General features: G+C 56.2%; 24 protein-coding genes. 11 read left to right on the forward strand and 13 right to left on the reverse strand.

Annotated features, from left to right (window positions below):
* The first annotated feature begins 97 nt into the window (after positions 1 to 97).
* Entirely contained in the window at positions 98 to 1,054 is a 957-nt protein-coding gene (locus tag K5E19_RS05835; protein WP_221550365.1) for an AraC family transcriptional regulator, read from the forward strand.
* A gap of 102 nt (positions 1,055 to 1,156) precedes the next feature.
* Positions 1,157 to 2,842, forward strand: coding sequence for an alpha,alpha-trehalase (locus K5E19_RS05840; RefSeq protein ID WP_221550366.1), 1,686 nt, complete (start codon positions 1,157 to 1,159; stop codon positions 2,840 to 2,842).
* Between the two features lie 47 nt (positions 2,843 to 2,889).
* On the opposite strand, the gene K5E19_RS05845 is transcribed toward K5E19_RS05840, so the two are convergent.
* Both K5E19_RS05845 and K5E19_RS05850 read right to left on the reverse strand, forming a co-directional pair.
* Positions 2,890 to 4,992, reverse strand: a complete 2,103-nt coding sequence (locus tag K5E19_RS05845) for a TonB-dependent siderophore receptor (RefSeq protein WP_221550367.1) — start codon at positions 4,990 to 4,992, stop codon at positions 2,890 to 2,892.
* 115 nt (positions 4,993 to 5,107) lie between these two features.
* Entirely contained in the window at positions 5,108 to 5,362 is a 255-nt protein-coding gene (locus K5E19_RS05850; RefSeq protein ID WP_010432765.1) for a GlsB/YeaQ/YmgE family stress response membrane protein, read from the reverse strand.
* A 206-nt stretch (positions 5,363 to 5,568) separates the two neighbouring features.
* On the opposite strand from K5E19_RS05850, the gene K5E19_RS05855 reads away from it, so the two are divergent.
* Positions 5,569 to 6,300: a flagellar brake protein gene (locus K5E19_RS05855; RefSeq protein ID WP_108417613.1), complete on the forward strand. Its 732-nt coding sequence runs from the start codon at positions 5,569 to 5,571 to the stop codon at positions 6,298 to 6,300.
* A 35-nt stretch (positions 6,301 to 6,335) separates the two neighbouring features.
* Here the strand turns inward: K5E19_RS05855 and emtA are convergent, their stop codons facing one another.
* Positions 6,336 to 6,947 (reverse strand): membrane-bound lytic murein transglycosylase EmtA, encoded by a 612-nt coding sequence (emtA, locus tag K5E19_RS05860; protein ID WP_216357651.1) that lies wholly within the window; start codon positions 6,945 to 6,947, stop codon positions 6,336 to 6,338.
* Between the two features lie 107 nt (positions 6,948 to 7,054).
* Here emtA and ldcA point away from each other — a divergent pair, with 107 nt between their 5' ends.
* Together ldcA and K5E19_RS05870 are read left to right on the forward strand one after the other, a co-directional pair.
* Positions 7,055 to 7,969, forward strand: a complete 915-nt coding sequence (ldcA, locus tag K5E19_RS05865) for a muramoyltetrapeptide carboxypeptidase (protein WP_221550368.1) — start codon at positions 7,055 to 7,057, stop codon at positions 7,967 to 7,969.
* Positions 7,970 to 8,066: 97 nt separating this feature from the next.
* Positions 8,067 to 9,800 carry a potassium/proton antiporter gene (locus tag K5E19_RS05870; RefSeq protein WP_221550369.1) on the forward strand — a complete coding sequence of 578 codons (1,734 nt, stop codon included), beginning with the start codon at positions 8,067 to 8,069 and terminating at the stop codon, positions 9,798 to 9,800.
* 97 nt (positions 9,801 to 9,897) lie between these two features.
* Here K5E19_RS05870 and dadX read toward each other — a convergent pair whose 3' ends face one another.
* Both dadX and K5E19_RS05880 read right to left on the reverse strand, forming a co-directional pair.
* The gene (dadX, locus tag K5E19_RS05875) at positions 9,898 to 10,968 is read right to left on the reverse strand and encodes a catabolic alanine racemase DadX (protein WP_221550370.1); all 1,071 of its coding nucleotides are present in this window, start codon (positions 10,966 to 10,968) and stop codon (positions 9,898 to 9,900) included.
* A 9-nt stretch (positions 10,969 to 10,977) separates the two neighbouring features.
* A complete protein-coding gene (locus K5E19_RS05880; protein WP_221550371.1) occupies positions 10,978 to 12,276 on the reverse strand; it encodes a D-amino acid dehydrogenase in 1,299 nt (432 codons plus the stop codon).
* Between the two features lie 322 nt (positions 12,277 to 12,598).
* Here K5E19_RS05880 and K5E19_RS05885 point away from each other — a divergent pair, with 322 nt between their 5' ends.
* Entirely contained in the window at positions 12,599 to 14,131 is a 1,533-nt protein-coding gene (locus K5E19_RS05885; protein WP_089601462.1) for a SpoVR family protein, read from the forward strand.
* 114 nt (positions 14,132 to 14,245) lie between these two features.
* Here the strand turns inward: K5E19_RS05885 and fadR are convergent, their stop codons facing one another.
* The gene (gene fadR, locus K5E19_RS05890) at positions 14,246 to 14,965 is read right to left on the reverse strand and encodes a fatty acid metabolism transcriptional regulator FadR (RefSeq protein ID WP_010432738.1); all 720 of its coding nucleotides are present in this window, start codon (positions 14,963 to 14,965) and stop codon (positions 14,246 to 14,248) included.
* 199 nt (positions 14,966 to 15,164) lie between these two features.
* Here fadR and nhaB point away from each other — a divergent pair, with 199 nt between their 5' ends.
* Together nhaB and dsbB are read left to right on the forward strand one after the other, a co-directional pair.
* Entirely contained in the window at positions 15,165 to 16,703 is a 1,539-nt protein-coding gene (gene nhaB / locus K5E19_RS05895; protein ID WP_221550372.1) for a Na(+)/H(+) antiporter NhaB, read from the forward strand.
* Between the two features lie 143 nt (positions 16,704 to 16,846).
* Positions 16,847 to 17,377, forward strand: a complete 531-nt coding sequence (dsbB, locus tag K5E19_RS05900; protein ID WP_089598221.1) for a disulfide bond formation protein DsbB — start codon at positions 16,847 to 16,849, stop codon at positions 17,375 to 17,377.
* A gap of 129 nt (positions 17,378 to 17,506) precedes the next feature.
* On the opposite strand, the gene K5E19_RS05905 is transcribed toward dsbB, so the two are convergent.
* The 3 genes from K5E19_RS05905 to K5E19_RS05915 form a co-directional block, all read right to left on the reverse strand.
* Positions 17,507 to 17,947 carry a YcgN family cysteine cluster protein gene (locus K5E19_RS05905; RefSeq protein ID WP_221550373.1) on the reverse strand — a complete coding sequence of 147 codons (441 nt, stop codon included), beginning with the start codon at positions 17,945 to 17,947 and terminating at the stop codon, positions 17,507 to 17,509.
* Positions 17,948 to 18,040: 93 nt separating this feature from the next.
* A complete protein-coding gene (locus tag K5E19_RS05910) occupies positions 18,041 to 18,700 on the reverse strand; it encodes a fumarylacetoacetate hydrolase family protein (protein ID WP_221550374.1) in 660 nt (219 codons plus the stop codon).
* A gap of 47 nt (positions 18,701 to 18,747) precedes the next feature.
* The gene (locus tag K5E19_RS05915; RefSeq protein ID WP_221550375.1) at positions 18,748 to 19,023 is read right to left on the reverse strand and encodes a YcgL domain-containing protein; all 276 of its coding nucleotides are present in this window, start codon (positions 19,021 to 19,023) and stop codon (positions 18,748 to 18,750) included.
* A gap of 123 nt (positions 19,024 to 19,146) precedes the next feature.
* On the opposite strand from K5E19_RS05915, the gene minC reads away from it, so the two are divergent.
* Genes minC through minE form a run of 3 tightly spaced genes read left to right on the forward strand, consistent with a single transcriptional unit; the run spans position 19,147 to position 20,963 of the window.
* A complete protein-coding gene (minC, locus tag K5E19_RS05920; protein ID WP_221550376.1) occupies positions 19,147 to 19,854 on the forward strand; it encodes a septum site-determining protein MinC in 708 nt (235 codons plus the stop codon).
* Between the two features lie 23 nt (positions 19,855 to 19,877).
* The gene (gene minD, locus K5E19_RS05925) at positions 19,878 to 20,690 is read left to right on the forward strand and encodes a septum site-determining protein MinD (RefSeq protein ID WP_089598218.1); all 813 of its coding nucleotides are present in this window, start codon (positions 19,878 to 19,880) and stop codon (positions 20,688 to 20,690) included.
* Between the two features lie 3 nt (positions 20,691 to 20,693).
* Complete coding sequence (minE, locus tag K5E19_RS05930) at positions 20,694 to 20,963, forward strand: cell division topological specificity factor MinE (RefSeq protein ID WP_010432714.1); 270 nt, start codon at positions 20,694 to 20,696, stop codon at positions 20,961 to 20,963.
* A gap of 73 nt (positions 20,964 to 21,036) precedes the next feature.
* Here the strand turns inward: minE and rnd are convergent, their stop codons facing one another.
* From rnd to tsaB, 4 genes are all read right to left on the reverse strand, one after another.
* On the reverse strand, positions 21,037 to 22,152 hold the full coding sequence (gene rnd / locus K5E19_RS05935) for a ribonuclease D (RefSeq protein ID WP_221550508.1): 1,116 nt from the start codon (positions 22,150 to 22,152) through the stop codon (positions 21,037 to 21,039).
* 83 nt (positions 22,153 to 22,235) lie between these two features.
* Complete coding sequence (gene fadD, locus K5E19_RS05940; RefSeq protein ID WP_221550377.1) at positions 22,236 to 23,921, reverse strand: long-chain-fatty-acid--CoA ligase FadD; 1,686 nt, start codon at positions 23,919 to 23,921, stop codon at positions 22,236 to 22,238.
* Between the two features lie 203 nt (positions 23,922 to 24,124).
* Positions 24,125 to 24,706: a Slp family lipoprotein gene (locus tag K5E19_RS05945; protein ID WP_221550378.1), complete on the reverse strand. Its 582-nt coding sequence runs from the start codon at positions 24,704 to 24,706 to the stop codon at positions 24,125 to 24,127.
* A 37-nt stretch (positions 24,707 to 24,743) separates the two neighbouring features.
* On the reverse strand, positions 24,744 to 25,439 hold the full coding sequence (gene tsaB, locus K5E19_RS05950; protein WP_182400773.1) for a tRNA (adenosine(37)-N6)-threonylcarbamoyltransferase complex dimerization subunit type 1 TsaB: 696 nt from the start codon (positions 25,437 to 25,439) through the stop codon (positions 24,744 to 24,746).
* Between the last annotated feature and the right edge of the window lie 3 nt (positions 25,440 to 25,442).

Genomic DNA, 25,442 nt, shown 5'->3' on the forward strand with positions numbered 1-25,442 from the left:
CAAAATGTGACTAATATCGCAAAAGCATAGAATGTTCCCCATGGACGATCTATGACATATAATCTCCACTTATTGATTATTCGTCCGGAGTTGTGCGATGACCGTTCAGTCACCCGATTTGATCAGCGAGCTTTTGCGCGGCATGCGCCTTTCTGGGGTGAAATACCGGCGAATCGAAGCCAGCGCGCCATTTGGGGTGGCGTTCCACCAGGCTCCCGGTCGGGCGCAATTCCATTTTGTCAGCCACTGCAGCGCGCTGCTGCGCATGGAGAGTGGCGCAACCTTTGAACTGCGCGGCGGCGATGCGCTCTTTATCCCGAACGGCAACGCCCATGCCCTGCTCTCTGACGCGCAGGCTCCCCTTACCCCGGTGAATGCCTTCCCAAGCGAGCCTATCTGCAGCTCGGTCTGCGCGATTGCCTGCGAGCCCTGTCCGGACGGCGAGAACACCATTATCTTTAGCGGATGCATGGATTTTGAACTGGGCGGAATGCAGCCGCTGATCAAGGCCATGCCGGAGGTCATGATGGTGAGCAGTCTGATGTCCACCTGGCCGGAGATCCATCCTCTGCTGGCTGCCATGGAGCGAGAATCCATGACCCGTCAGGTGGGCTTTGCCGGGATCCTGGCTCGTCTCGCTGACGTCGTCGCGGCGCTGATCGTGCGCGGCTGGGTAGAAGCCGGATGCGGCAAAGCCACCGGGTGGGTACAGGTGCTGCGCGATCCCCGCCTCAGCAGAGCGATTTATGCCATGCACCAGCAGCCCGGCCTGAACTGGAGCGTGGCGGACCTGGCAAAAGAAGCGGGCACCTCCCGCTCCGTGTTTGCCGAACGGTTTCTTGCCGCGACGGGGACCACCCCGGCAAAGTATCTCAGCGAGCTGAGAATGCGGCTGGCTATTCAGTACATCCGTCATGAAAATCAGCCCATCGAAACGGTCGCGCTGCGGCTGGGATACGGGTCTCTGGCGGCATTTAGCCGTGCCTTTAAGCGTATTATTGGACACGCGCCGGGCACGCTGCGGGAAGCCAGCCAGACCCCGGAAGAGGTGTAACGGACCAGCAATATTTCACGCGAAGCGGGCAATATTCGTCTAAGGTTTTCAGGTGATTGACAACAGCGGTCACGCTGTTTAGTGAAGACAGGAGACGAACTCATGATAAGACCTCGTACGCTACGCCCTGCGTTCTTGCAGCTTGCGCTGGGAAGCGCGCTGCTCGGCGTAACAGCATTTGCTTATGCTGACCAGCCCCCCGCCACCCAGACAACCTCACCCGATATTTTGCTGGGCCCTCTGTTTAATGATGTGCAAAGTGCCAAACTGTTTCCCGATCAAAAAACCTTCGCTGATGCCGTCCCCAAAAGCGACCCGCTGATGATTCTGGCGGATTATCGGATGCAGCACGCCCAGTCCAGCTTTGACTTACGCCACTTTGTCGAGATGAACTTCACGCTCCCCGCGGAAGGCGAAAAATATGTTCCGCCTGCTGGACAAAGTTTACGTGAGCATATTGACGATCTCTGGCCCGTGCTGACGCGCACCACCGATAAAGCCAGCAACAAATGGGATTCGCTCCTGCCGCTACCGAAACCTTACGTGGTGCCCGGCGGGCGTTTCCGCGAGGTGTATTACTGGGACAGCTATTTCACCATGCTGGGCCTGGCCGAAAGCGGCCACTGGGACAAAATCAGCGATATGGTGGACAACTTCGCCTATGAAATTGACACCTTCGGCCACATCCCCAACGGCAACCGCAGCTATTACCTGAGCCGTTCGCAACCGCCGTTTTTCTCCCTGATGGTCGAACTGCTGGCGACGCATGATAAGGACGCGCTGAAAAAATACCGTCCGCAGATGGAAAAAGAGTATGCCTACTGGATGGAGGGCGTCGACGGCCTGCAGCCGGGCCAGGCCAACAAACGCGTGGTGAAGCTGGATGACGGGACAATCCTCAACCGCTACTGGGATGACCGCGATACTCCGCGCCCGGAGTCCTGGCTTGATGATGTGACCACCGCTAAAAACAACCCTAACCGCCCGGCGACGGACATCTACCGCGATCTGCGTTCTGCCGCTGCGTCAGGCTGGGACTTTAGCTCCCGCTGGATGGACGACCCGCAAAAGCTTGGCACCATCCGCACCACCAGCATTGTGCCGGTGGACCTGAACGCCCTGATGTTCAAGATGGAGAAGCTGCTGGCACGGGCAAGCCAGGAGGATGGCGATAGCGCCGGTGCGAGCAAATATGACGCGCTGGCCGCCTCACGACAGAAGGCCATTGAGAGCCATCTGTGGAACGAAAAAGAGGGCTGGTACGCGGATTACGATCTCAAGAGCAAAAAGGTGCGTAATCAGCTCACCGCCGCCGCCCTGTTCCCGCTTTACGTGAAGGCTGCGGCACAGGACCGCGCGGATAAAGTGGCTGCGGCTACCGCGTCACGCCTGCTGAAGCCGGGCGGCATTACGACCACCACCATCAACAGCGGCCAGCAGTGGGATGCGCCAAACGGCTGGGCACCGCTGCAGTGGGTCGCAGCGGAAGGATTGCAGAACTATGGCCAGGAAAAAGTGGCGATGGACGTGACCTGGCGCTTCCTGAAAAACGTTCAGCACACCTACGACCGCGAGAAGAAGCTGGTGGAGAAGTATGACGTCTCGTCTACCGGTACCGGCGGAGGCGGCGGTGAATATCCGTTGCAGGATGGATTTGGCTGGAGCAACGGCGTGACGCTCAAGATGCTTGACCTGGTTTGTCCAAAAGAGAAACCGTGCGACAGCGTGCCGGAGAATCAACCTGCGGCAAATGATGACACCGCGCCGGCGAAAAGCGCGGCGCAGTAATTCCCCTCACCTTCCTCCTCTCCCCAATGGGGAGAGGGAAAAGGTCATCAGAAACTGTAACTCGCCCCTAGCTGATACGTCCGGTCACGCCCAATCCAGCAGTTGGTTGCGTCGTAACAGGTCAGCGTCTCTTTATTGGTGATGTTCTGCGCGCTGGCTTTAATCGTTAGCCCTTCCAGCGACGGCAGAATTTCGCCCATGCGGTAAGAGGCCGCCAGATCGTACTGCGTGGTGCCGCCGAGTTTGCCCGCATCGTTATTCGGTGAAATTTCCATCGGCCCGGTATAGCGTGCGCCAGCCCCCAGCATCAACCCTTTCAGCGGCGTACTGTCGAAGGTGTAGTCGCCCCACAGGTTGAAGGCATTCTCCGGCACCTGGGTTGGACGCTTGCCCTGGTATTTATCATCTTCCGTATTGATGGCGTGGGTGTAGGCGTAGTTCGCAATCAGCGTCAGGTTATCCGTCGGGCGGCTGACCGCCGACAGCTCTGCCCCTTTGGATTCCACTTCCCCGGTCTGACGGTAGTTGAGGAAGCCGGGATCGGAGGTGACGACATTTTTCTGGCGAATGTTAAACACCGATGCGGTAAAGGTGGTGGCGTAGTCCGCCAGCAGGTATTTCACCCCGCCCTCAACCTGCTTGCTGGTCGTTGGCTTCACGTCTTTTGCCGTGAGCGTTCCCTGCGGCGAGACCGGTGCAAAACCTTCCGAGTAGCTGATAAAAGGCGAAATACCGTTATCGAAGGCGTAAAGCGCCCCCAGACGTTTGGTGACCCGATCCTGAGAGACATACGCTTTGTCGCCGTTTTGCAGGTAATTCGTGGTCACGGAGCGGTAATCGTCATAGCGCAGGCTACCCAGCAGGTTTAATCCACCGAACTCCACCTGATCCTGCAGGTAGTAGCCGTTCTGCTGATAGCTCAGACGGTTCTTCTGGGCGGTATACAGTCCCAGCGCGCCTTCATCGATCTGCGCGTGGTCAGGATTGCGCATATCAATACCCGGCGTTGAGGAGGCGTATCGGTAGTGGAAGTGCGAGTTCAGCTTCTGATAGTCAAACCCGGCCAGCAGATGATGTTTCCATTCCCCCAGCGCAACCGTTTTGGTGACCTGGTTGTCGATGTTGAAGCTCTGAAGATCTTCATCCGTGGTGTAAGCAAAGCGGTTGAGTTGATAGACCTCGCTGCCTGGCCCGGTTGAATAGACGCTGCGCTGATGGGTGTCCACGTCGAAATAGCGCGCTTTCTGATTAAAGCCCCAGCCGCTATCAAACTCATGCTCAAAGCTGTAGCCCAGCATCCACTGGCGCTGTTTGAATCCGCTCCACTCGTCCCCGGCATAGTCCCGACGATCGGCGTAGCTCGAGCGCAGATAGGCGAGCGGCAGCGGGTCGGACGGCGACAGGCTCGGGGTATTTTGCGCCAGCGCATCAATGGTGAGGCGTGTTTTGCTGTCCGGCTGCCAGGTCACTGACGGTGCCACGAGATAGTTTTCGTAGCGCGTGGTGTGCGGCTGGTCGTCATTTTCCGTCGCTTTCCCCAGCAGACGGTAGTTCCAGTCGCTGTCAGCAATTTGCCCGGTCGAGTCGAGGTAGCCCTCTTTCAGGTTACGGGTGCCGGTGTTGAAACCCACCTCGGTACGGGACGCTTTTTGCGGCTTTTTGCTTTGAATATTCACCAGACCACCCGGCGAGCCGCCGCCGTACAGCACTGAGGAAGGACCTTTCAGAATATCGACGCTCTCAATCAGCAGCGGATCGATGCGCGCTTTGGTGTTACCGGTGACGTTATACGGCAGCTGCAGGCCGTTATAGAATTCCTGGTCAACGGTAAACCCGCGGATCTTGTACTCGCTCATGTACGAGGTACTGCCCCTCACCTCGGTCGAGACGCCCGGGGCATAGCGCAGGATTTCATTCACGGAATTCGCGTGACGCTTTTCTATCTCCTGCTCCGAGAGGGTGTTGATCACCTGCGGCGTTTTACTTTCTGCCACCGCCGATTTGGTCGCACTGTTCGTCCATGAAGGAAGCGCGCTGCCCTGCTCTGCGCCCGTGACTACGATAGTCGATTCTTCCGCAAAAGCCTGTGCCTGCAATGCCAGCGCCACGGCTCCTGCCAACGCACATAACGCAAAACGTGAGGTATTCATAATTGTCGTCTTTGTTATAGATAATACTGGGAACGACAATTATTATCATTTCGATTAGCAAATCAATACGCGAATTAAAAAAACGGCCCTCAGGTGAGGGCCGCTTGTGAACATGTTATGCCCGTCGGAGTAACCGGAATATGCCCAGCACAACAATAGCGCCGACCACCGCAACCAGGAAACTGTGGAGATCGAAACCGCTGATGCTGCCGCCAAAGCCAAACATCGTTGCCAGCCAGCCGCCGACAACCGCCCCGACCACACCGAGTACACAGGTCAGAATAAAGCCGCCACCATCATTTCCCGGCATGATCAATTTGGCGATAGCGCCGGCAATAAGACCAAAGATAATCCAGGCGATGATACCCATAGCGATGCCCTCTTGCAGGTTTAACGCATGCACGGAAAACCTTCCGCGCTGGTGACTTAAGTATAGGTCATCGCCCGAAAATCATTTTCATCTCACCGACTTAAATTACGGCGGCCAGTAAAAAAAATCACCGGTTTGTATTAAGTTTCATTTCAGATTGCCGATAACGCAGAGACAGTCTGTCATATATCAAGGAGCAATCTGGCGTGAGTAATTACAGTGAGCAGTTCCTGAAACAAAATCCGCTGGCTGTATTAGGGGTATTACGCGACCTGCAAAAAGGTGAAGTGCCGCTACGCATGCGTTGGTCAAACAATCAGTTTATAAGCAAGATCCTCGACGTGTCGTCCGACCGTCTGATCGTCGACCTGGGCAGCCAGGAGCATGAGAACCGCGCCGCGCAGCGGGCGGAAAAAATCTCGGTAATGGCTGAAACCCAAGGCGCAAAGGTGGAGTTTATTCTGCCGCGACTGGAATTAAGCGAATATCTGGGGCTGCCTGCTTTTACCACGCCGCTGCCTGATAACCTCTGGTTTGTACAGCGTCGGGAATATTTCCGCATCAGCGCCCCGCTCCATCCCGCTTATTTTTGTCGGGCAAAAATGCCGGATAAAAAAGAGATCCGCTTCCGCCTCTTTGACCTGTCGCTGGGCGGCATGGGCGCGCTGATGGATACCCCCAAACCTGACGGCCTGGTGGAAGGCATGCGATTCACGCAGATAGAGCTGGATATGGGCGGCTGGGGACGGTTTTATTTCGATGCGCAGCTGATTGCCATCAGCGAGCGTAAAGTGGTGGACAGCAAGAACGAGACCATTTCCACGCCCCGCCTGAGCTTTCGCTTTCTGAACGTGGGGCCGGGGGCAGAGCGCGAGCTTCAGCGCATCATTTTCTCTCTGGAGCGAGAGGCGCGGGAACGGGCGAATAAAGTCTTATGAGGGGCGTCGGGCAGCGAGGCCGCCCGACAACGGCATTACATGGCGTCCATCGCTTTCTGAACTTTCCAGATATAACGCGGTGCCTGCGGTGACGGGTGATTCTTCACTACGTGCTCAAAGAACTCGTCTTTGTCCATGTCGTTTATCTCTTCAATCGCCTCTTTACGGTCGGACGAGAAGGTTCTGAGCAGCGCACCGGCGCCGTTTACGTAAGAGACCACCAGCGCGTACTGCATCACTTCAGGATCTTCAATCCCCTTCAGCACGCCGTGTTCCAGAATGCTCAGGTAAGCTGTTCCCATCGAGATGTTGCGTTCCGGGTTTTTCAGCTCGCTGGTTGACGGCTGACCGCTCCAGCCCATATAGCGGTAGACCTCTTTACCTGCCGTTGATGCCTTAAGCTGCATCAGCCCCACCGCGTTGGATTTACTGACGAGCGTTGGGTTGCCGCCGGATTCCACGGCAATGATCGCCGTAACCAGGCGCGGGCTCACGCCCCAGGCCTTCCCGGCTTGTTCGCTGATCGGCATCCACTGCATGGCCCGTTTCACCGGCACTTCAGGGTTCCAGGGCGGATTTTGATAATCATGTTTTGAACTACAGCCAGCAAGCAGCACAATCAAAAAAGCAAACCATCTCAATTTCACGTCATCTATCCTTATAGCCGGTCATCGCAGTGCGCCGCCTCTTGAAGCAGGCAGCGTATAAGCGGCATGATATAGACAATTAGTTTCTCATTCAGCAAGGAATTGCCATGTCTCAGTTTCATCTCATCGCGCCGTCGGGTTACTGCATCAACCAGGACGCGGCACAGCGGGGCGTTCAGCGCTTACTGGAATCCGGCCATCGGGTAGAAAATCAGACAATTATCCCCCGCCGCCTGCAGCGCTTCGCCGGAACAGAGGCGCAGAGACTGAATGATATCAACAGCCTGGTGAACCTGAAGGGTGCAAACCAGATTGTGCTCGCGGTGCGCGGCGGGTATGGCGCGAGCCGGTTGCTGGAAAGTATTGACTGGCAGGGTCTGGCAAAACGCCAGCAGCAGGATCCTCTGCTGATTTGTGGACACAGCGATTTCACGGCGATCCAGCTCGGCCTGCTGGCGCTGCACAACGTCATTACCTTCAGCGGCCCGATGCTGGCCGGTAACTTCGGCGCGCCGGAGCTGGATGCGTTCACCCAGGAACATTTCTGGCGCGCGCTGCACAATTCGACCTACAGCGTTGAGTGGCAGGGAAATGGGCCGCACTGGGAATGTGAAGGCCAGCTCTGGGGTGGAAACCTGGCGATGGTGGTGTCGCTGATTGGCACGCCGTGGCTGCCCCAGATTGAGGATGGCATTCTGGTGCTGGAAGATATCAACGAGCATCCGTTCCGCGTCGAGCGCATGCTGCTCCAGCTTTACCATGCGGGTATTCTCGGTCGCCAGTCCGCCATCGTGCTCGGCAGTTTTAGCGGCTCGGCACCGAATGACTATGATGCGGGCTACTCCCTTGAGACGATGGTTGATTTCATCCGCTCGCGGCTGGATATTCCGGTGATTACGGGACTGGATTTTGGCCATGAGCAGCAGACCGTTACCCTGCCGCTGGGCGCTCAGGCGACGCTGACGCATAATAATTCAGGCAGTCGGCTTACTCTCAGCGGCCATCCGGTCTTAAAGGCATAAAAAAGCGCTTAAACCACCTCAATAAAACGCTGTTACTGTCGTTAATATGTTAGGGTTTTAATAACAGCGTTAACATTGAGGTGGGAGTACGACAACATTGGATGCCGCAGCAATAATCAGCCTTTTCATTCTGGGTTCTGTGCTTGTAACCAGCAGTATTTTATTGAGTTCATTTTCATCGCGTCTCGGCATACCTATTCTTGTGATTTTTCTTGCCATCGGCATGTTGGCCGGCATTGATGGCATCGGCGGTATCCCATTCGATAATTACCCTTTCGCTTACATGGTGAGTAACCTCGCGCTGGCGGTGATCCTGCTGGACGGCGGGATGCGCACCCAGGCGAGCTCTTTCCGGGTCGCCTTAGGGCCAGCGCTGTCGCTCGCGACGGTTGGCGTGTTGATTACCTCCGGCCTCACCGGGATGATGGCCGCGTGGCTTTTCCATCTCAATCTCATGGAAGGTTTGCTGATTGGCGCGATTGTCGGTTCAACCGACGCCGCAGCGGTCTTTTCCCTGCTTGGCGGCAAAGGGCTAAACGAGCGCGTCGGATCAACGCTTGAGATTGAGTCCGGCAGTAACGATCCGATGGCGGTGTTTCTCACCATCACACTGATTGAGATGATCCAGCAGCACGAAACGGGCCTGAGCTGGATGTTCGCCTTGCATATCCTGCAGCAGTTCGGGCTGGGGATTGTTATCGGCCTGGCGGGGGGCTACCTGTTACAGCAGATGATCAACCGCATCTCGCTGCCCGCGGGGCTTTACCCCCTGTTGGCGCTGAGCGGCGGGATTCTGATTTTTGCCGTCACCACCGCGCTGGACGGCAGCGGCATTCTCGCCGTCTACCTCTGCGGTTTCCTGATGGGCAACCGGCCGATTCGCAACCGCCATGCCATTTTGCAGAACTTCGACGGCCTGGCGTGGCTGGCGCAGATCGGCATGTTCCTGGTGCTCGGTCTTCTGGTCACGCCATCCGATCTGCTGCCGATCGCCGTTCCGGCGCTGATGCTGTCCGCGTGGATGATCTTCTTCGCCCGTCCGCTGTCGGTTTTTGCTGGCCTGCTGCCGTTTCGCGGCTTCAACCTGCGCGAGCGGGTGTTTATCAGTTGGGTGGGCCTGCGCGGCGCGGTGCCGATTATCCTTGCCGTTTTCCCGATGATGGCCGGTCTGGATAACGCGCGGCTGTTCTTTAACGTGGCGTTCTTCGTGGTGCTGATTTCGCTGCTGTTCCAGGGAACGTCTCTCGGATGGGCGGCGAAAAAGGCCAAGGTGGTGGTGCCGCCCGTTGGCTGGCCGGTCTCCCGCGTGGGGCTGGATATTCACCCGGAAAACCCGTGGGAGCAGTTTGTTTACCAGCTCAGCGCCGACAAATGGTGCGTAGGGGCCTCACTGCGCGATCTGCATATGCCCGCCGAAACGCGCATTGCCGCCCTGTTCCGCGATAACGTCCTGCTGCACCCTACCGGCAGCACCCGCCTGCGTGAAGGGGATATTCTCTGCGTCATTGGCCGCGAGCGCGACCTGCCCGCGCTGGGCAAACTGTTTAGCCAGTCGCCTCCGGTGGCGCTGGATCAGCGTTTCTTCGGCGATTTTATTCTGGAAGCCAGCGCCAAGTTTGCCGATGTGGCGCTGATTTACGGCCTGGATGAAGGGCTGGAGTACCGCGACAAGCAGCAAACGCTCGGGGAAATCATTCAGCAGCTGCTGGGGGCTGCCCCCGTCGTTGGTGACCAGGTAGAGTTCGCCGGGATGATCTGGACGGTTGCGGAGAAAGAAGATAACGCGGTGAGAAAAGTCGGCGTCAGACCGATGGAAGAGGAAACCGAGTAGTTGTTTTTTTGCCGGGTGGCGGCTTCGCCTTACCCGGCCTACTAAACCCTCGAACGTAGGTCGGGTAAGCGTTAGCGCCACCCGACGCAACCATTCGTTACACCGTCACAACTGGCACTCTCGGTGCCAGCGCGCACATCAATTCATAGCCGACCGTGCCCGCAGCGGAAGCCACATCGTCGATTTTAACCTCATTACCCCACAGCTCGACCGGCGATCCGATGCCCGCCTGCGGACAAGGGGTTAAATCTATCGCCATCATATCCATTGAGATGGTGCCTACCGTGCCCGTGCGAACACCATCGACCCACACGGGCGTGCCGGTTGGCGCCAGACGCGGATAGCCGTCCGCATAACCGCCCGCGACAATCCCGATGCGCTGCTCGCCCGCCGCACGGTAGCGGCTGCCATAGCCTACCGTGTCACCCGTCTTCAGCGTCTGCACGCCAATGATTTCACTGCGCAGGGTCATGACCGGCTTCAGGCCGCTGTTGGCGACGTCCTGCCACTGGCCTGAGGGAGACGCGCCGTACAGAACGATCCCCGGACGCACCCAGTTATAGTGGGCTTCAGGATGCCAAAGCGTCGCCGCTGAGTTCGACAGCGAACGTGGGCAATCCAGCCCTTCTGCCGCCTGCTCAATGCGGACCATGGCATCGGCGATACCGTCCGGCTTTTCAGCATCCGCAAAATGCGCCATCAACGTCATTTCACCGACATTTTTCAGGGCACGCAGCTGCTGCCAGACCGTATGGACCCGCTCAGGCTGGAAGCCCAGGCGGTTCATGCCGCTGTTCACCTTGAGATAGATATCCAGCGGCGCGTGGAGCTTCGCATCCTGAATCGCCTTAATCTGCCAGTTGCTGTGAACGCTGGTGGTCAGACGGTATTTGTCCAGCAGCGGCAGATCGTCGGCGTGGAAAAAACCTTCCAGCAGCAGGATGGGCCCTTTCCAGCCGCGCTCGCGCAGCAGAATGGCCTCTTCAAGATTGAGTAAAGCAAAACCGTCCGTCGCGCTGAGCGCGTTCCAGATACGGTCAATGCCGTGGCCGTAGGCATTTGCCTTGACTACCGACCAGACGCGTGTACCCGGCGCAGCACGGCGAACAATTTGCAGGTTATTCTTGAGGGCCTGCAAGTCCAGCTGAGCCAGAATGGGACGGGACATGACGACTCCTTAGTTATGCGCGCCGTGCAGGTGCTGAGGACGCGATGGGGTAAACCCTGATTGATAACGTGCGGCACTTAAATCGTCAAACGGAATTACCGGCGTGCGCCCGGAGATCAGGTCACTCAGCAGTTGACCCGAGCCGCAGGCCATCGTCCAGCCGAGCGTGCCGTGCCCGGTATTGGTCCACAGGTTTTTATACGGCGTGCGGCCGACAATCGGCGTGCCGTCCGGCGTCATCGGACGCAGGCCGGTCCAGAACGTCGCCTGCTCAACAAAACCTCCGCGCGGGAAGAGATCGCCCACCACCATTTCCAGGGTTTCACGACGCGGCTGCAGCAGCTCGGTGTTGAAGCCGACAATCTCCGCCATGCCGCCCACACGGATGCGGTTGTCGAAGCGGGTGATCGCGATTTTGTAGGTTTCGTCCAGAATGGTCGAGACGGGCGCGCCGCTCTCTTCTTTCACCGGAATGGTCAGCGAGTAGCCTTTCAGCGGGTAGACCGGAATATCGAGGATGCCTTTCAGCATGGCGGTGGAGTATGAGCCAAACGCCATCACGTAGGCATCGGCTTTGATCACCTCCTCCCCACACTTCACGCCGTAAATTTTTTCGCCCTCGGACAGCAGCTTGTCGACAGAGGTGTTAAAACGGAATTTCACCCCTGCCTGCGCGCACATCTGTGCCAGACGCTGGGTAAAGAGCTGACAGTCGCCGGTTTCGTCGTTTGGCAGACGCAGCCCGCCCGTCAGCTTGTGCGCCACTTCCGCCAGCGCAGGCTCCACCTGCCCCAGCTGACTGGCTTCCAGCAGCTGGTACGGTACGCCCGCATCTTCCAGCACGGCGATATCGCGGGTGGCGTTTTCATACTGTTGTTCAGTGCGGAATAGCTGCAGCGTACCGCCCTGTCGGCCTTCGTACTCAATGCCCGTCGAGGCGCGCAAGGCTTTCAGGCAATCACGGCTGTACTCCGCCAGACGCACCATGCGTCCTTTATTTTCCATGTAGTGGCGGGTGTCGCAGTTGCGCAGCATCTGCCACATCCACTTCAGCTGGAACTGCGTGCCGTCGAGACTGATCGCCAGCGGCGCGTGGCGCTGGAACATCCACTTAATCGCCTTTAACGGCACGCCGGGCGCTGCCCACGGCGCCGCATAGCCCGGAGAGATTTGTCCGGCGTTCGCCGCACTGGTTTCAAGCGCCGGGCCAGATTCACGATCGATAACGGTAACCTCATGCCCAGCCTGACTTAAATACCAGGCGCTGGTTACGCCAACGACACCACTTCCCAGTATGACAACACGCATAGCCACTCCATTATGTGCAAAAGAACAATCTTCTAATTACAGATTGATAACCTAGTTGAAAATATTATTCAACATACGACTTTTTTATGGTGACTTACCTCACACATCCCCCTGTATCAGGGGATAGTGCTAATTTGGGATCTCCTGCTGCGCGTTATTTTTAGCCAGCATAAAACTCTGCGAGACCCGCTTTTTTTGCCGTATCAAAAACGCGAAATCGCAAAGAAAAAATTTCTGCTTCAGCACGCTTTTTAACGCGTTGATCTATGCTTGAAAGGAGGCTCTCCAGACAGAGAGAGCTCCCAACAACGAGGGCGCGCTAATGGCTACTATTGATTCCATATCCAAGGACAACACACGTCTGAGCGATGGACCCGACTGGACCTTCGAGCTGCTTGATGTCTATCTGGCCGAGATTGACCGGGTGGCAAAACTCTATCGCCTGGATACCTATCCACATCAAATTGAAGTCATTACGTCCGAACAGATGATGGATGCCTACTCCAGCGTCGGGATGCCGATCAACTATCCGCACTGGTCGTTTGGTAAGAAATTTATTGAAACGGAGCGGCTGTATAAACACGGCCAGCAGGGGCTGGCGTATGAGATCGTCATTAACTCCAACCCGTGTATTGCCTATCTGATGGAAGAGAACACCATTACCATGCAGGCGCTGGTGATGGCTCACGCCTGCTACGGGCATAACTCTTTCTTCAAGAACAACTATCTTTTCCGCAGCTGGACGGATGCCAGCTCGATTGTCGATTACCTGATTTTCGCCCGTAAATACATTACTGAATGCGAAGAGCGCTACGGCGTGGACGAAGTGGAAAAACTGCTCGATTCCTGCCACGCGCTGATGAACTACGGCGTTGACCGCTACAAGCGTCCGCAAAAAATCTCCTTACAGGAGGAGAAGGCCCGGCAGAAAAGCCGCGAGGAGTACCTGCAAAGCCAGGTGAATATGCTGTGGCGCACCCTGCCGAAGCGTGAAGAGGAAAAAACGGTCGCCGAAGCGCGTCGTTATCCGTCTGAGCCGCAGGAAAACCTGCTCTACTTTATGGAGAAAAATGCGCCGCTGCTGGAGCCGTGGCAGCGCGAGATCCTGCGCATTGTGCGTAAGGTGAGCCAGTATTTTTACCCGCAGAAACAGACGCAGGTGATGAACGAAGGCTGGGCGACCTTCTGGCACTATACCATCCTTAACCACCTGTATGACGAAGGGAAAGTCTCCGAACGCTTTATGATGGAGTTTCTGCACAGCCACACCAACGTGGTGTTCCAGCCTGCTTATAACAGCCCGTGGTACAGCGGCATTAACCCGTATGCCCTTGGCTTTGCGATGTTCCAGGACATCAAGCGCATCTGCCAGTCGCCGACGGAGGAAGACAAATACTGGTTCCCGGACATCGCCGGTTCCGACTGGCTGGAAACGCTGCATTTCGCGATGCGTGACTTTAAGGATGAGAGCTTTATCAGCCAGTTTATGTCGCCGAAGATCATGCGAGATTTCCGTTTCTTCACCGTGCTGGATGATGACCGTAACAACTACCTGGAAATTTCGGCGATCCACAACGAAGAGGGCTATCGCGAGATCCGCTCTCGCCTCTCTTCCCAGTACAACCTGAGCAACCTTGAGCCGAATATTCAGGTGTGGAATGTGGATTTACGCGGTGACCGCTCCCTGACGCTGCGCTATATCCCGCACAACCGTGCGCCGCTGGATAAAGGGCGTAAAGAGGTGCTGAAGCACGTGCATCGGCTGTGGGGCTTTGACGTGTTGCTTGAACAGCAGAATGAAGATGGCAGCGTGGAGCTGCTGGAGCGATGCCCGGCGCGGTTGAATACGCTGTAGTGCCGCTTTTTTGCCCGGTGGCGCTACGCTTACCGGGCCTACAAGAACCGTAGGTCGGGTAAGGCGTAGCCGCCACCCGACGAAAAAAACCTCTCTTGCGAGAGGTTTTTTCTTTTAGCGGGTCTGAATCGCTAAATCACCCGGGAGCGTCTTCTGCATGCGGTGCCAGATTTCACCGGAATCATGCCCGTAGCGACGCACCGTCTCATACACCTGATCGTGCAGCCCTTCAGTGCAGAGCTTGCTCAGCTTATGGTAGAACCCCAGCGCCAGGCTGCGGGCTTCAGGGTTAGCGAAGTAGTGGCGACCAATGCGGGTATACAGCCCTTTCATCCCGTTCAGGATCAGGCCGTAAATCGGGTTACCGGAGGCAAAGGCCAGGCCGCGGAAGACGTTGTAGTCAAGCGTGGCGAACGCGTCAGCGTGGTCTTCGACCTCGTTCGCGCTGGCCAGCACCGCGAGCGCATCTTCAGGGTGCTGACGGAACGCGGTGCGGATAAAGATAGTCGCGATGTTGGTACGCACGGAGAGCAGATTGTCGATCAGCTGCGGCACGCTTTCGTGGTCGAGACGCGCCAGCGTTTCAAGAATGTTCAGCCCGGACGTTTCCCAGAAGTTGTTTACTTTCGTTGGCTTGCCGTGCTGAATCGTCAACCAGCCATCACGTGCCAGACGCTGCAGGACTTCACGCAGCGTGGTACGGGTGACGCCAATCAGTTCAGAGAGTTCGCGTTCAGCAGGTAGAATTGATCCCGCAGGGAAACGATTATTCCAGATGCTTTCAATGATGTACTCTTCCGCGAAACCCGCCGGGCTCTGCGCCTTAATGACCATAGTGAGATTTCCATTACACAGCTTTAGCAAATTGGACTCATCATACCAGAGGCGCGCAGAGGCAGATAGCGTGGCAAAGTGAGAAAAGGGGATCGGCGTTTCATTTTTGTGAAATTTACAATGTGGTCTTATCCGCCTCCAGGCCGCGATTTTTGCGTATACTGATGCTTTGTATTACTTGACGGGAAGGACGTCTGTTGTGGAAATTTCTTTTGGGCGCGCGCTATGGCGCAATTTTTTAGGTCAGTCTCCTGACTGGTACAAACTGATACTGCTGGTTTTCCTGGTCGTAAATCCCATCATTTTTAGTGTGAATCCCTTTGTCGCCGGCTGGCTGCTGGTGGCTGAGTTTATCTTCACCCTGGCAATGGCGCTGAAGTGCTATCCCCTGCTGCCCGGCGGCCTGCTGGCGTTTGAAGCCGTGGTGATTGGTATGACCAGCGCTGAACATGTTAAACACGAGCTGGCGTCGAATCTCGAAGTGCTACTGCTGCTGATTTTTATGGTGGCCGGTATCTACTTTATGAAACAGCTGCTGCTGTTTATCTTCACGCGCCTGCTGCTCAGCATTCCATCGAAAGCGATCCTCTCACTGGCGTTTTGCCTTGCTGCCGCCTTTCTGTCGGCCTTCCTGGATGCGCTGACCGTTGTCGCGGTGGTGATCAGCGTCGCCGTCGGCTTTTACGGGATTTATCACCGGGTGGCCTCCTCGCGCCCGAGCGAAGATCTTCAGGATGACAGCCACGTCGAGGCGCATAACCGTGACGTGCTGGAACAGTTTCGCGCGTTTCTGCGCAGCCTGATGATGCATGCGGGCGTCGGTACGGCGCTGGGCGGCGTGATGACCATGGTGGGTGAGCCGCAAAACCTGATTATCGCCAAAGCGGCTCACTGGCAGTTCGGCGAGTTTTTCCTGCGCATGGCCCCCGTCACCCTGCCCGTGTTCGTCTGCGGGTTAGCAACCTGCATACTGGTCGAGAAGTTCCACATTTTCGGCTACGGCGCGCAACTGCCTGAGCCGGTGCGCAAAGAGCTGCATAGGTTTGACGAGCAGAGCCGCAAACAGCGTACGCGCCAGGAGACGCTGCGTCTGATTGCGCAGGGGATCATCGGCATCTGGCTTATCGCCGCGCTGGCCTTTCATCTTGCCGAAGTCGGGTTGATAGGCCTCTCCGTAATTATCCTTGCCACCACCTTTAGCGGCGTAACGGACGAGCATGCTATCGGCAAAGCCTTTACAGAAGCCCTGCCGTTTACCGCGCTGCTGGCGGTCTTCTTTGCCGTCGTGGCGGTGATCGTCGACCAGCACCTGTTTGCACCGATTATCACGTTTGTGCTCCAGGCGGCTCCGGACGCGCAACTTTCGCTCTTTTATCTTTTCAACGGCCTTCTGTCGTCCATCTCCGATAACGTCTTTGTCGGGACGGTCTACATCAATGAAGCCAAAACGGCTATGCAAGAAGGCGTTATCAGCGCCCAGCAGTTCGAGCTGCTGGCGGTGGCGATCAACACCGGCACCAACCTCCCTTCCGTGGCGACGCCTAACGGCCAGGCCGCATTCCTGTTCCTGCTGACCTCGGCTCTTGCGCCACTCATACGACTTTCTTATGGAAGAATGGTCTGGATGGCCCTGCCCTATACGCTGGTACTGACGATTGTGGGTTTGCTTTGCGTCAAAATTACCCTCATTCCTTATACGCAGTGGCTGATACAAGCGGGTATACTTGCCGCGCATTAAGACGTGTAAATCGGGCAGTTCGCTGCCCGTTTGCCTTTTCGCATGATAAACATCCAATTACGTTTTATTTCGTCAGGTACAGGTGGCGCGGAAAACGAATTCGTTTACACTGCGCTTTCTAAGCATGTTCCAGGGAAATGATTATGTTGAGATTTTTAAACCAGTGCTCTCGCGGTCGCGGAGCGTGGTTGCTAATGGCCCTGACCGCCTTTGCGCTGGAAATGGTCGCGTTGTGGTTCCAGCACGTGATGGGGCTGAAGCCCTGCGTGCTGTGTATCTACGAACGTTGCGCATTGTTCGGCATTATGGGCGCGGGTCTCGTGGGCGCGATTGCCCCGAAATCACCGTTACGCTATGCCGGTATCGCCATCTGGCTGTACAGCGCCTGGAAGGGAATTGAACTCTCCTGGGAGCACACCATGATGCAGCTGCATCCGTCGCCGTTTATGACCTGTGATTTTGCCGCCCGCTTCCCGAGCTGGCTGCCGCTGGATAAGTGGCTGCCGCAGGTGTTTGTGGCGTCCGGCGACTGTTCTGTGCGTCAGTGGGAATTCCTGACGCTGGAGATGCCGCAGTGGCTGGTGGGCATTTTTGTGGCCTACTTCGTCGTGGCGCTGCTGGTGCTGATTGCCCAGCCGTTTAAGCCAAAGAAACGGGACCTATTTGGAAGATAAAAGCAAAACGGCAACTTCGGTTGCCGTTTTTAATGTTTGCGCCCTCTCCCGTGGGAGAGGGTTGGGGTGAGGGCATCAGACCGCACAACAGCGCATAATAAAAAACCCGCCGAGGCGGGTTTTTTATTATCACCGATTTGGGTGATTCATGATGTGGTCTTCCCAGTCCCGCACTTCAGACTCTTTCACCGCAATATGGCGCACGGAAATGCGTTCACCGTGCATAGCCGCTTTGGAGCCGGTCAGCAGCGGGTGCCATTTGGGCAGATCTTTTCCTTCCGCCAGCAGGCGATACGCGCAGGTATGCGGTAACCACTCAAAGGTCGGCAAATTTTCACGGGTTAGCTTGATGCAGTCCGGCTCGTACTCGAAGCGGCGTTCGTAGTTGCGGCACTGGCAGGTTTTGATGTTCAGCTGCTTGCAGGCGACGTTGGTGAAATAGATCTCGTCAGAGTCCTCATCCATCAGCTTGTGCAGGCAGCACTGTCCGCAGCCGTCGCACAACGACTCCCACTCCGCGTCGGTCATTTCGTCGAGCGTTTTAGTTTGCCAGAAAGGGATGTCGTTCATCAGGATGTCCACACGTCAAAAGAAAGCGCACCTTATAACGAGTCTGGCACGTTGATGCAAGTTTTGCCGCCCATTTCAGGCGGCAAGGTGTTTTTACAGCACGCGTGTTTTCAGCGACAGGCCGTTGAAACTGACCTCAAGCTCATCGCCACCGTTGAGCGGGCCGACGCCCTCTGGCGTACCGGTCAGGATCACATCACCCGGTTTCAGGGTAAAGAAGCGGCTCATGTAGGCAATCAGCGGGACGATCTTGTGGATCATGTCTGCCGTGGTGCCCTGCTGGCGAACTTCGCCATTCACCTTCAGGCTGAGCGGGGTGTCCTGCGGGTCATCAGTGAACTCACTGACGGGAACAAAACCCGAAATGGGGCAGGAATTATCAAAGCCTTTGGCTTTTTCCCACGGTTGCCCCGCTTTCTTCATCTTGCCCTGCACATCACGCAGGGTGAGATCCAGGGCGACACCGTAACCGGCAATCGCTTTGTGCACATGCTCTTCAGAAGCCTGGCGCAGCGTGGCGCCAATCAGCACCGCCAGCTCCACCTCGTGGTGCACGGAACCCAGCCCTTGCGGTAACGCCAGCGGCTGGCGAATATCGCAGAGTGCGGTTTCGGGCTTAATAAACAGGACCGGCTCGTCTGGCGTCGCGCTGCCCATTTCCTGAATGTGTTTTGCGTAGTTGCTGCCCACGCAGACGACTTTGCTGACGGGATAATCCAGTAATGCACCTTGCCAGTTATGATGTTGATACATGGTCGACCCCTAAACGGTTGATGTGTTGTTCCCGGAGGCGTCCGGGTTTATTTCTTTCCGTTCACCTCAAGATGCTGTTTTAATAAATTCTCGGGTGGTGGCGGAAGCTGTAAATAATAGCCTTGTTCGGTTAATGCCAATTTCACTTTTTCCAAATCGGCATTCACCAGCGCCTTACGCCCGTCAAGCGGCAGCAGCATTGCCAGCTGAGGACGGCCAAAGTTTTTCATTAATTCTTCAGGCACGCGCGAAAAATCGTCTTTCTTTTCGACATAAAGATAGGTCTGGTCACGGCTTGTACTTCTATAGATCACACAAAACATGTTTTTACTCTGAATTAATGGGTGGTTGCTTGCCTCAATATACTCCTGACTATAACATGCCTGATACTCTTCGGAATATCGCAGCGAGTTGTTGCGGTTAATAGCAAATTGAGTAAGGCCAGGATGTCAAACACGCCCATCGAGCTTAAAGGCAGTAGCTTCACCTTATCAGTGGTTCATTTGCATGATGCAAAACCCGAGGTTATTCGTCAGGCGTTAGAAGATAAAATCGCGCAGGCACCCGCCTTTCTGAAACATGCCCCCGTTGTCGTCAATGTGAGCGGTCTGGATGCCCCGGTTAACTGGAAACTTCTCCAGCAGGCGGTTTCATCCACCGGGCTGCGTATTGTCGGCATTAGCGGCTGTAAAGATGCTGAACTGAAAGCCGAGATTGAACGGGCAGGGCTACCGCTCCTGACCGAAGGCAAAGAAAAAGCCCCTCGTTCGGCCCCAGCGGCGGTGCAGACGCCCCTTCCCCCGGCTCAAAACGTTACACCTGTCACAAAAACGCGATTGATTGATGTGCCGGTTCGTTCCGGTCAGCGAATTTATGCGCCAAACTGTGATCTAATTGTTACAAGCCACGTCAGTGCTGGCGCTGAACTGATTGCGGATGGCAATATTCACGTCTACGGTATGATGCGTGGGCGTGCGCTCGCGGGCGCAAGTGGCGATCGGGAAGCACAAATATTTTGTAGTCACCTGACGGCGGAACTGGTGTCCATCGCAGGTGAATATTGGCTGAGCGACAAGATCCCAGCCGAATTTTATGGCAAAGCGGCTCGTCTGCTGCTGGCAGACGACGCGTTGACCGTTCAACCGTTGAATTGATCCCTTTTTAACAAGGAATTTCTATGGCACGCATTATTGTTGTTACTTCGGGTAAAGGAGGCGTTGGCAAGACCACCTCCAGCGCGGCCATCGCTACTGGTTTGGCCCAGAAGGGAAAGAAAACCGTCGTTATCGATTTCGATATCGGCCTGCGTAACCTGGACCTGATCATGGGTTGTGAGCGTCGCGTCGTGTATGACTTCGTAAACGTCATCCAGGGCGATGCCACGCTTAACCAGGCGCTGATTAAAGACAAGCGCACCGAGAACCTCTACATTCTTCCGGCGTCTCAGACCCGTGACAAAGACGCGCTGACCCGCGAAGGCGTGGAAAAAGTGCTCGACGATCTGAAAAAGATGGAGTTTGACTTCGTCGTCTGTGACTCCCCTGCCGGTATCGAAACCGGTGCGCTGATGGCGCTCTACTTCGCGGATGAAGCCATCATCACCACGAACCCTGAAGTCTCGTCCGTGCGTGACTCAGACCGAATTCTCGGTATCCTCGCCTCTAAATCCCGCCGTGCGGAAAATGGCCAGGAACCGATCAAAGAGCACCTGTTGCTGACCCGCTACAACCCGGGTCGCGTGAACAAAGGTGACATGCTGAGCATGGAAGACGTGCTGGAGATCCTGCGCATCAAACTGGTTGGCGTTATCCCGGAAGATCAGTCCGTGTTACGCGCCTCTAACCAGGGTGAGCCAGTGATCCTGGATACGATGGCAGATGCAGGTAAAGCTTACGCCGATACCGTTGACCGTCTGCTGGGAGAAGAACGTCCTTTCCGCTTCATTGAAGAAGAGAAGAAAGGTTTCCTCAAACGCCTGTTCGGAGGATAAGTTATGGCATTACTGGACTTTTTTCTCTCGCGGAAAAAAAGCACCGCCAACATCGCAAAAGAACGTCTGCAAATTATCGTTGCGGAGCGTCGTCGTAGCGACGCCGAGCCTCACTACCTGCCGCAGCTGCGCAAGGACATCCTGGAAGTGATCTGTAAATACGTGCAGATTGACCCGGAGATGGTCACCGTACAGCTGGAGCAAAAAGACGGGGATATTTCGATTCTGGAGCTGAACGTTACGCTCCCGGAAGCGGAAGAGTCGCGTCCGTAGGTTTGGGATTTCGTAGCCCCGGTAAGCGCAGCGCCACCGGGGGAATATGCCGGGTATATCGCCCGGCATATTTTTATCGCGGATAACCTTCCAGCAGCGTATTCAGGCGATCGGCCATCAGTTCCCCGCGCCACCCCGCCACCATCTCTGGCAGCCCATTCTGCGGCTTCAGCTTCCAGTGCCAGTTCAGTAATTGATTAATCTGACGACGTGATGCCAACAGCTCCGCGCTCAGCTTGCTTTCCGTTGCGACGTTCTGCACCAGCGCTTTGATATCTTTAAACGCTTTACGATAGCCCGGCATATCCATCAGATTCAGCAGCGGTTCCGGCAGGTCTTCATCCGCCGTTTGCTGTGCCTGCGCCACCAGCGCGAGCAGGGTTTTGCCGTGGAAACGAATTTCGCTTCCGGAGAGACCAATGCTGTCCAGTTCACCCATGCTGCCCGGCATGTAGCGGGCGACCGCCCACAGATGCTCTTCACGCACCACAAAGTTCACGGCCAGATCGCGCTCACGCGCTTTGCGCAAGCGCCAGTCTGCTAACAGCTGCAGGCAGGCCAGCTGACGTGTGCGAAGCTGCCAGGCGTTCGTGATGTCGCGCCAGGCCTCTTTCGGGTCAACCACTTCCTGACGGCGCTGCTGGGTCATTCGACACTCATCCATCGCAGCGGACAGCCAGCCGGAGGCTTCCGCCTCCTTCATCAGCTGTCCGGCAATCGGCAGCAGGTAGAAGACGTCTGCCGCCGCATATTCCAGCTGACGCTCGGTCAGCGGGCGCGCCAGCCAGTCGGTGCGGGATTCGCTTTTATCCAGCGTCAGGCCGGTATACTCCTCAACCATGGCAGCAAAGCCCCATGAGAGCGGACGCCCGCTGAACGCGGCGAGGATCTGCGTATCAATGAGCGGCTGTGGCATGATGCCAAAGGTATTCATAAACACTTCCAGATCTTCACTGCCCGCATGCAGGAATTTGGTCACGGCCGTATCCAGCAGCAGTTCGCGCATCGGTGCCCAGTCGGTAATACCGAGCGGATCAATCAGCGAGACATGTTTGCCGTCGTACATCTGAATCAGGCCCAGCTGCGGATAATAGGTTCTCGTACGGACAAACTCGGTATCCAGGGCGATGGCGGGATAGTCGCGCGTCACTTCGCACAGCGAAGCCAGCTCGTCGTTGGTCGTGATCATCTGGTAATTCAAATCATATTCTCTTTTGTTTGCGCCCATAAAAAACGCCGGCTTAACCGGCGTCTGGGCGATTAACGTGAAGCTCAGGCCTTATTGTCTACTTTGGCACGGGCTTCGTCACGTAATTCTCGTCGTAATATCTTCCCGACGTTGGATTTCGGCAGTTCATCGCGGAATTCCACTAGCTTCGGCACTTTATAACCCGTCAGTTGACGGCGACAAAACGTTATCAGCGCATCCTCGGTGAGAGAAGGATCTTTCTTGACCACAAATATCTTCACCGCTTCACCGCTGCTACCGGACGGAACGCCCACAGCCGCCACTTCGAGCACGCCGCTGTGCTGCATGACCACGTCTTCGATTTCGTTCGGGTAGACGTTAAAGCCGGAGACCAGGATCATGTCTTTCTTACGATCGACAATGCGCAGGAAACCTTCGTCGTCCATCACGGCGATATCGCCGGTATGCAGCCAGCCGTCTTTGATGATCTCGTCCGTGGCATCCGGGCGTTGCCAGTAGCCCAGCATCACCTGCGGCCCTCTTACGCACAGCTCGCCCGGCTCACCATGAGGCACTTCGTTATCCTCATCATCCACCAGCTTCGCTTCGGTCGACGGAACAGGCAGGCCAATGCTGCCGCTGTGGTAGTCAATGTCGTGCGGGTTGACGCTCACCAGCGGTGCGCACTCCGTCAGACCATAGCCTTCCAGCAGGTACTGCCCGGTAAGCTTAACCCAGCGCTCGGCAACCGCCTGCTGAACCGGCATGCCGCCGCCCGCGGAGAGGTGCAGCGTGGAGAAATCCAGCTGCTGGAACTCTTTGTTGTTGAGCAGCGCGTTAAACAGGGTATTCACCCCCGTCATGGCGGTGAACGGATATTTCGCCAGCTCTTTCACCAGGCCCGGGATATCGCGCGGGTTTGTGATCAGGATGTTCTGCCCCCCCAGCTCGATAAACAGCAGGCAGTTCATGGTCAGCGCAAAAATGTGATACAGCGGAAGCGCGGTGATCACCACTTCTTTACCCGGATGCAGCAGCGGCCCGTAGGTGGCGTTCACCTGTTCAAGGTTCGCCAGCATATTACGGTGGGTAAGCATGGCCCCTTTGGCGACGCCGGTGGTCCCGCCGGTGTATTGCAGAAACGCAAGATCTTCCGCCACCACTTCGGGTTTCACATACTGCATACGGTAGCCCGCATGCAGCGCGCGGCGGAAGGAAATGGCGTCCGGCAGATGATATTTTGGTACCAGCCGCTTCACGTATTTAACGACAAAGTTAACCAGCGTGCCTTTGGCCGTGGAAAGCTGATCGCCCATGCGCGTCAGAATGACGTGCTTAACCTGGGTTCGGTCGACCACTTTTTCCAGCGTGTGGGCAAAGTTTGAGACAATGACAATCGCAACCGCGCCACTGTCGTTCAACTGATGCTCAAGTTCACGCGGGGTATACAGCGGGTTCACGTTGACGACAATCATCCCGGCTCGCAGGATGCCGAACAGCGCTACCGGATATTGCAGCAGGTTTGGCATCATCAGCGCGACGCGGTCCCCTTTTTGCAGCCCCAGCCCTTCCTGTAAATACGCAGCAAACGCCCGGCTACGCTCTTCCAGCTTACGGAAGGTCATCACTTCGCCCATGTTCACAAACGCAGGCTGGTCAGCATAGCGCCGCACCGAGTGTTCAAATAATTCAACCAGGGATTGATAACGGTCAGGATTGATCTCCGCAGGCACATCTGCGGGATAACGGTTAAGCCAAACCTTTTTCAATGCATCACCTCTGAAATGAGTGTTCGTCGTCATCACAGCCCCGATAATAAACAGTTTGTTAACATTATATTAACTCAGCGTACCAGTTTATTAATTGTTCAGATTGCAGGTTGCGAAGCGCGTCACTCTTTTTTTTCATTTTATCCGTAAAAAAACAGAGACAGCGGCTGAGCCGCTGTCTCTTTCCTAATAATAACAGTCAGTTACTCAGTTACGATCGTTTGAACCTGCGCCGGGCCCGGGTTGTACCAGCCCCAGCCGGGATAACCATAACGGTAAGGATGAGGACCCCACATCCACGGATCGATCGGCTGTGGCGGCATGACCACCTGCTGGGCAATACGCCAGCGTTTGTAGCCGGTCACCTGCATGGTCATAAATTTATACGGCGTGCTGCCGATTTTGCCCTGCTCCGCACCGGTAATTGGCCCCACAACCGTCACCAGTTGCCCGCGGAAATCGACCGGGTCAAGGAAACCGCTAACGTCTGCATAAATGCGCCCGCGCGAGGCTTCACCCAGCACGGGGCGAGCACCGCTGTCCAGCGGCACCGTCGCAATTTCCAGACGGGTTTTACCTTGCTGGTTAAAGACCTCGATCACCTTGCCGCCGAAGCGCGATTCCTGGCCCACATACAGCTCAGGCGCGTTCATAACGCGCACCAGATCCTGCTGTGGTGTTGGGCTACTGCCCTTAATCGCATCAGGAACGGTTACGCAACCGCTCAGTGCTGTGGCAACAACGCCTGCCATTAAAAGGCGAACAACTTTAGTTTGAACCGCCATGATGCGACTCCTTTTTCTCAGTTCCTGTTACTGAGATTCACTCGCGGCCTGGAAGTTTCTTCCACGCAACGGTGTTTCGTAAATAAACCGGCTCAGCCTGTTCAACAGCAACGGTTTTTCCTTTCGCGAACAGCTGACAGGCAATGGGAAGCATATCTTCGGCGGCAGGTAGCAGCATATTGCCGTCGACCAGCGTTACGCCGGTGTCGTTCCCCATTTCCGGCCAAGCCGGCCAGCCCGTCCCTACCGTCGCCCACTCACCGGAAAGCTGCTTCAGGCGTTCGGTGACGGCTTCAGGCGTCAGCACGGCTTCCGTCTCTTCACCGTGCCAGACGCCGTTTTCATCACGCGTATATTCGGCCCAGTAAACTTCACCCATACGGGCATCAATCGCCGCCAGCACGCGGGTTGCGCCGGTCATGCGCCAGGCACCCTGCGCCATGGTGGCGAGGGTTGAGACACCGATCATCGGCAGTTCAGCGCCCAGCGCCAGCCCCTGCGCAATGCCAATCCCGATACGCACGCCCGTAAAGCTGCCAGGGCCACGGCCAAAGGCCAGCGCGTCGAGGTCGGTTAAGGAGGTGTTGCCCTGGGTTAACATGGCTTTTACCAGGGGCAGAATGCGTTGGGTGTGTTCCCGTGGGCACTCTTCGAAATGGGCAGAAACAGCACCGTCGTTCAACAGAGCAACAGAGCAAGCCTCTGTCGCGGTATCAATAGCCAGAATTCGCATCAG

It is taken from the genome of Enterobacter sp. RIT637 (genome assembly GCF_019718755.1).
GTDB lineage: Bacteria > Pseudomonadota > Gammaproteobacteria > Enterobacterales > Enterobacteriaceae > Enterobacter.

What these genes read in the sequence shown, in the direction of transcription:
- K5E19_RS05835 (WP_221550365.1), top strand. Translation starts at nt 98, where the DNA reads ATGACCGTTCAGTCACCCGATTTGATCAGCGAGCTTTTGCGCGGCATG.
- K5E19_RS05840 (WP_221550366.1), top strand. Translation starts at nt 1,157, where the DNA reads ATGATAAGACCTCGTACGCTACGCCCTGCGTTCTTGCAGCTTGCGCTG.
- K5E19_RS05845 (WP_221550367.1), bottom strand. Translation starts at nt 4,992, where the DNA reads ATGAATACCTCACGTTTTGCGTTATGTGCGTTGGCAGGAGCCGTGGCG.
- K5E19_RS05850 (WP_010432765.1), bottom strand. Translation starts at nt 5,362, where the DNA reads ATGGGTATCATCGCCTGGATTATCTTTGGTCTTATTGCCGGCGCTATC.
- ldcA (WP_221550368.1), top strand. Translation starts at nt 7,055, where the DNA reads ATGTCTCAGTTTCATCTCATCGCGCCGTCGGGTTACTGCATCAACCAG.
- dadX (WP_221550370.1), bottom strand. Translation starts at nt 10,968, where the DNA reads ATGTCCCGTCCCATTCTGGCTCAGCTGGACTTGCAGGCCCTCAAGAAT.
- K5E19_RS05880 (WP_221550371.1), bottom strand. Translation starts at nt 12,276, where the DNA reads ATGCGTGTTGTCATACTGGGAAGTGGTGTCGTTGGCGTAACCAGCGCC.
- K5E19_RS05885 (WP_089601462.1), top strand. Translation starts at nt 12,599, where the DNA reads ATGGCTACTATTGATTCCATATCCAAGGACAACACACGTCTGAGCGAT.
- fadR (WP_010432738.1), bottom strand. Translation starts at nt 14,965, where the DNA reads ATGGTCATTAAGGCGCAGAGCCCGGCGGGTTTCGCGGAAGAGTACATC.
- dsbB (WP_089598221.1), top strand. Translation starts at nt 16,847, where the DNA reads ATGTTGAGATTTTTAAACCAGTGCTCTCGCGGTCGCGGAGCGTGGTTG.
- K5E19_RS05905 (WP_221550373.1), bottom strand. Translation starts at nt 17,947, where the DNA reads ATGAACGACATCCCTTTCTGGCAAACTAAAACGCTCGACGAAATGACC.
- K5E19_RS05910 (WP_221550374.1), bottom strand. Translation starts at nt 18,700, where the DNA reads ATGTATCAACATCATAACTGGCAAGGTGCATTACTGGATTATCCCGTC.
- K5E19_RS05915 (WP_221550375.1), bottom strand. Translation starts at nt 19,023, where the DNA reads ATGTTTTGTGTGATCTATAGAAGTACAAGCCGTGACCAGACCTATCTT.
- minC (WP_221550376.1), top strand. Translation starts at nt 19,147, where the DNA reads ATGTCAAACACGCCCATCGAGCTTAAAGGCAGTAGCTTCACCTTATCA.
- minD (WP_089598218.1), top strand. Translation starts at nt 19,878, where the DNA reads ATGGCACGCATTATTGTTGTTACTTCGGGTAAAGGAGGCGTTGGCAAG.
- minE (WP_010432714.1), top strand. Translation starts at nt 20,694, where the DNA reads ATGGCATTACTGGACTTTTTTCTCTCGCGGAAAAAAAGCACCGCCAAC.
- rnd (WP_221550508.1), bottom strand. Translation starts at nt 22,152, where the DNA reads ATGATCACGACCAACGACGAGCTGGCTTCGCTGTGCGAAGTGACGCGC.
- K5E19_RS05945 (WP_221550378.1), bottom strand. Translation starts at nt 24,706, where the DNA reads ATGGCGGTTCAAACTAAAGTTGTTCGCCTTTTAATGGCAGGCGTTGTT.
- tsaB (WP_182400773.1), bottom strand. Translation starts at nt 25,439, where the DNA reads ATGCGAATTCTGGCTATTGATACCGCGACAGAGGCTTGCTCTGTTGCT.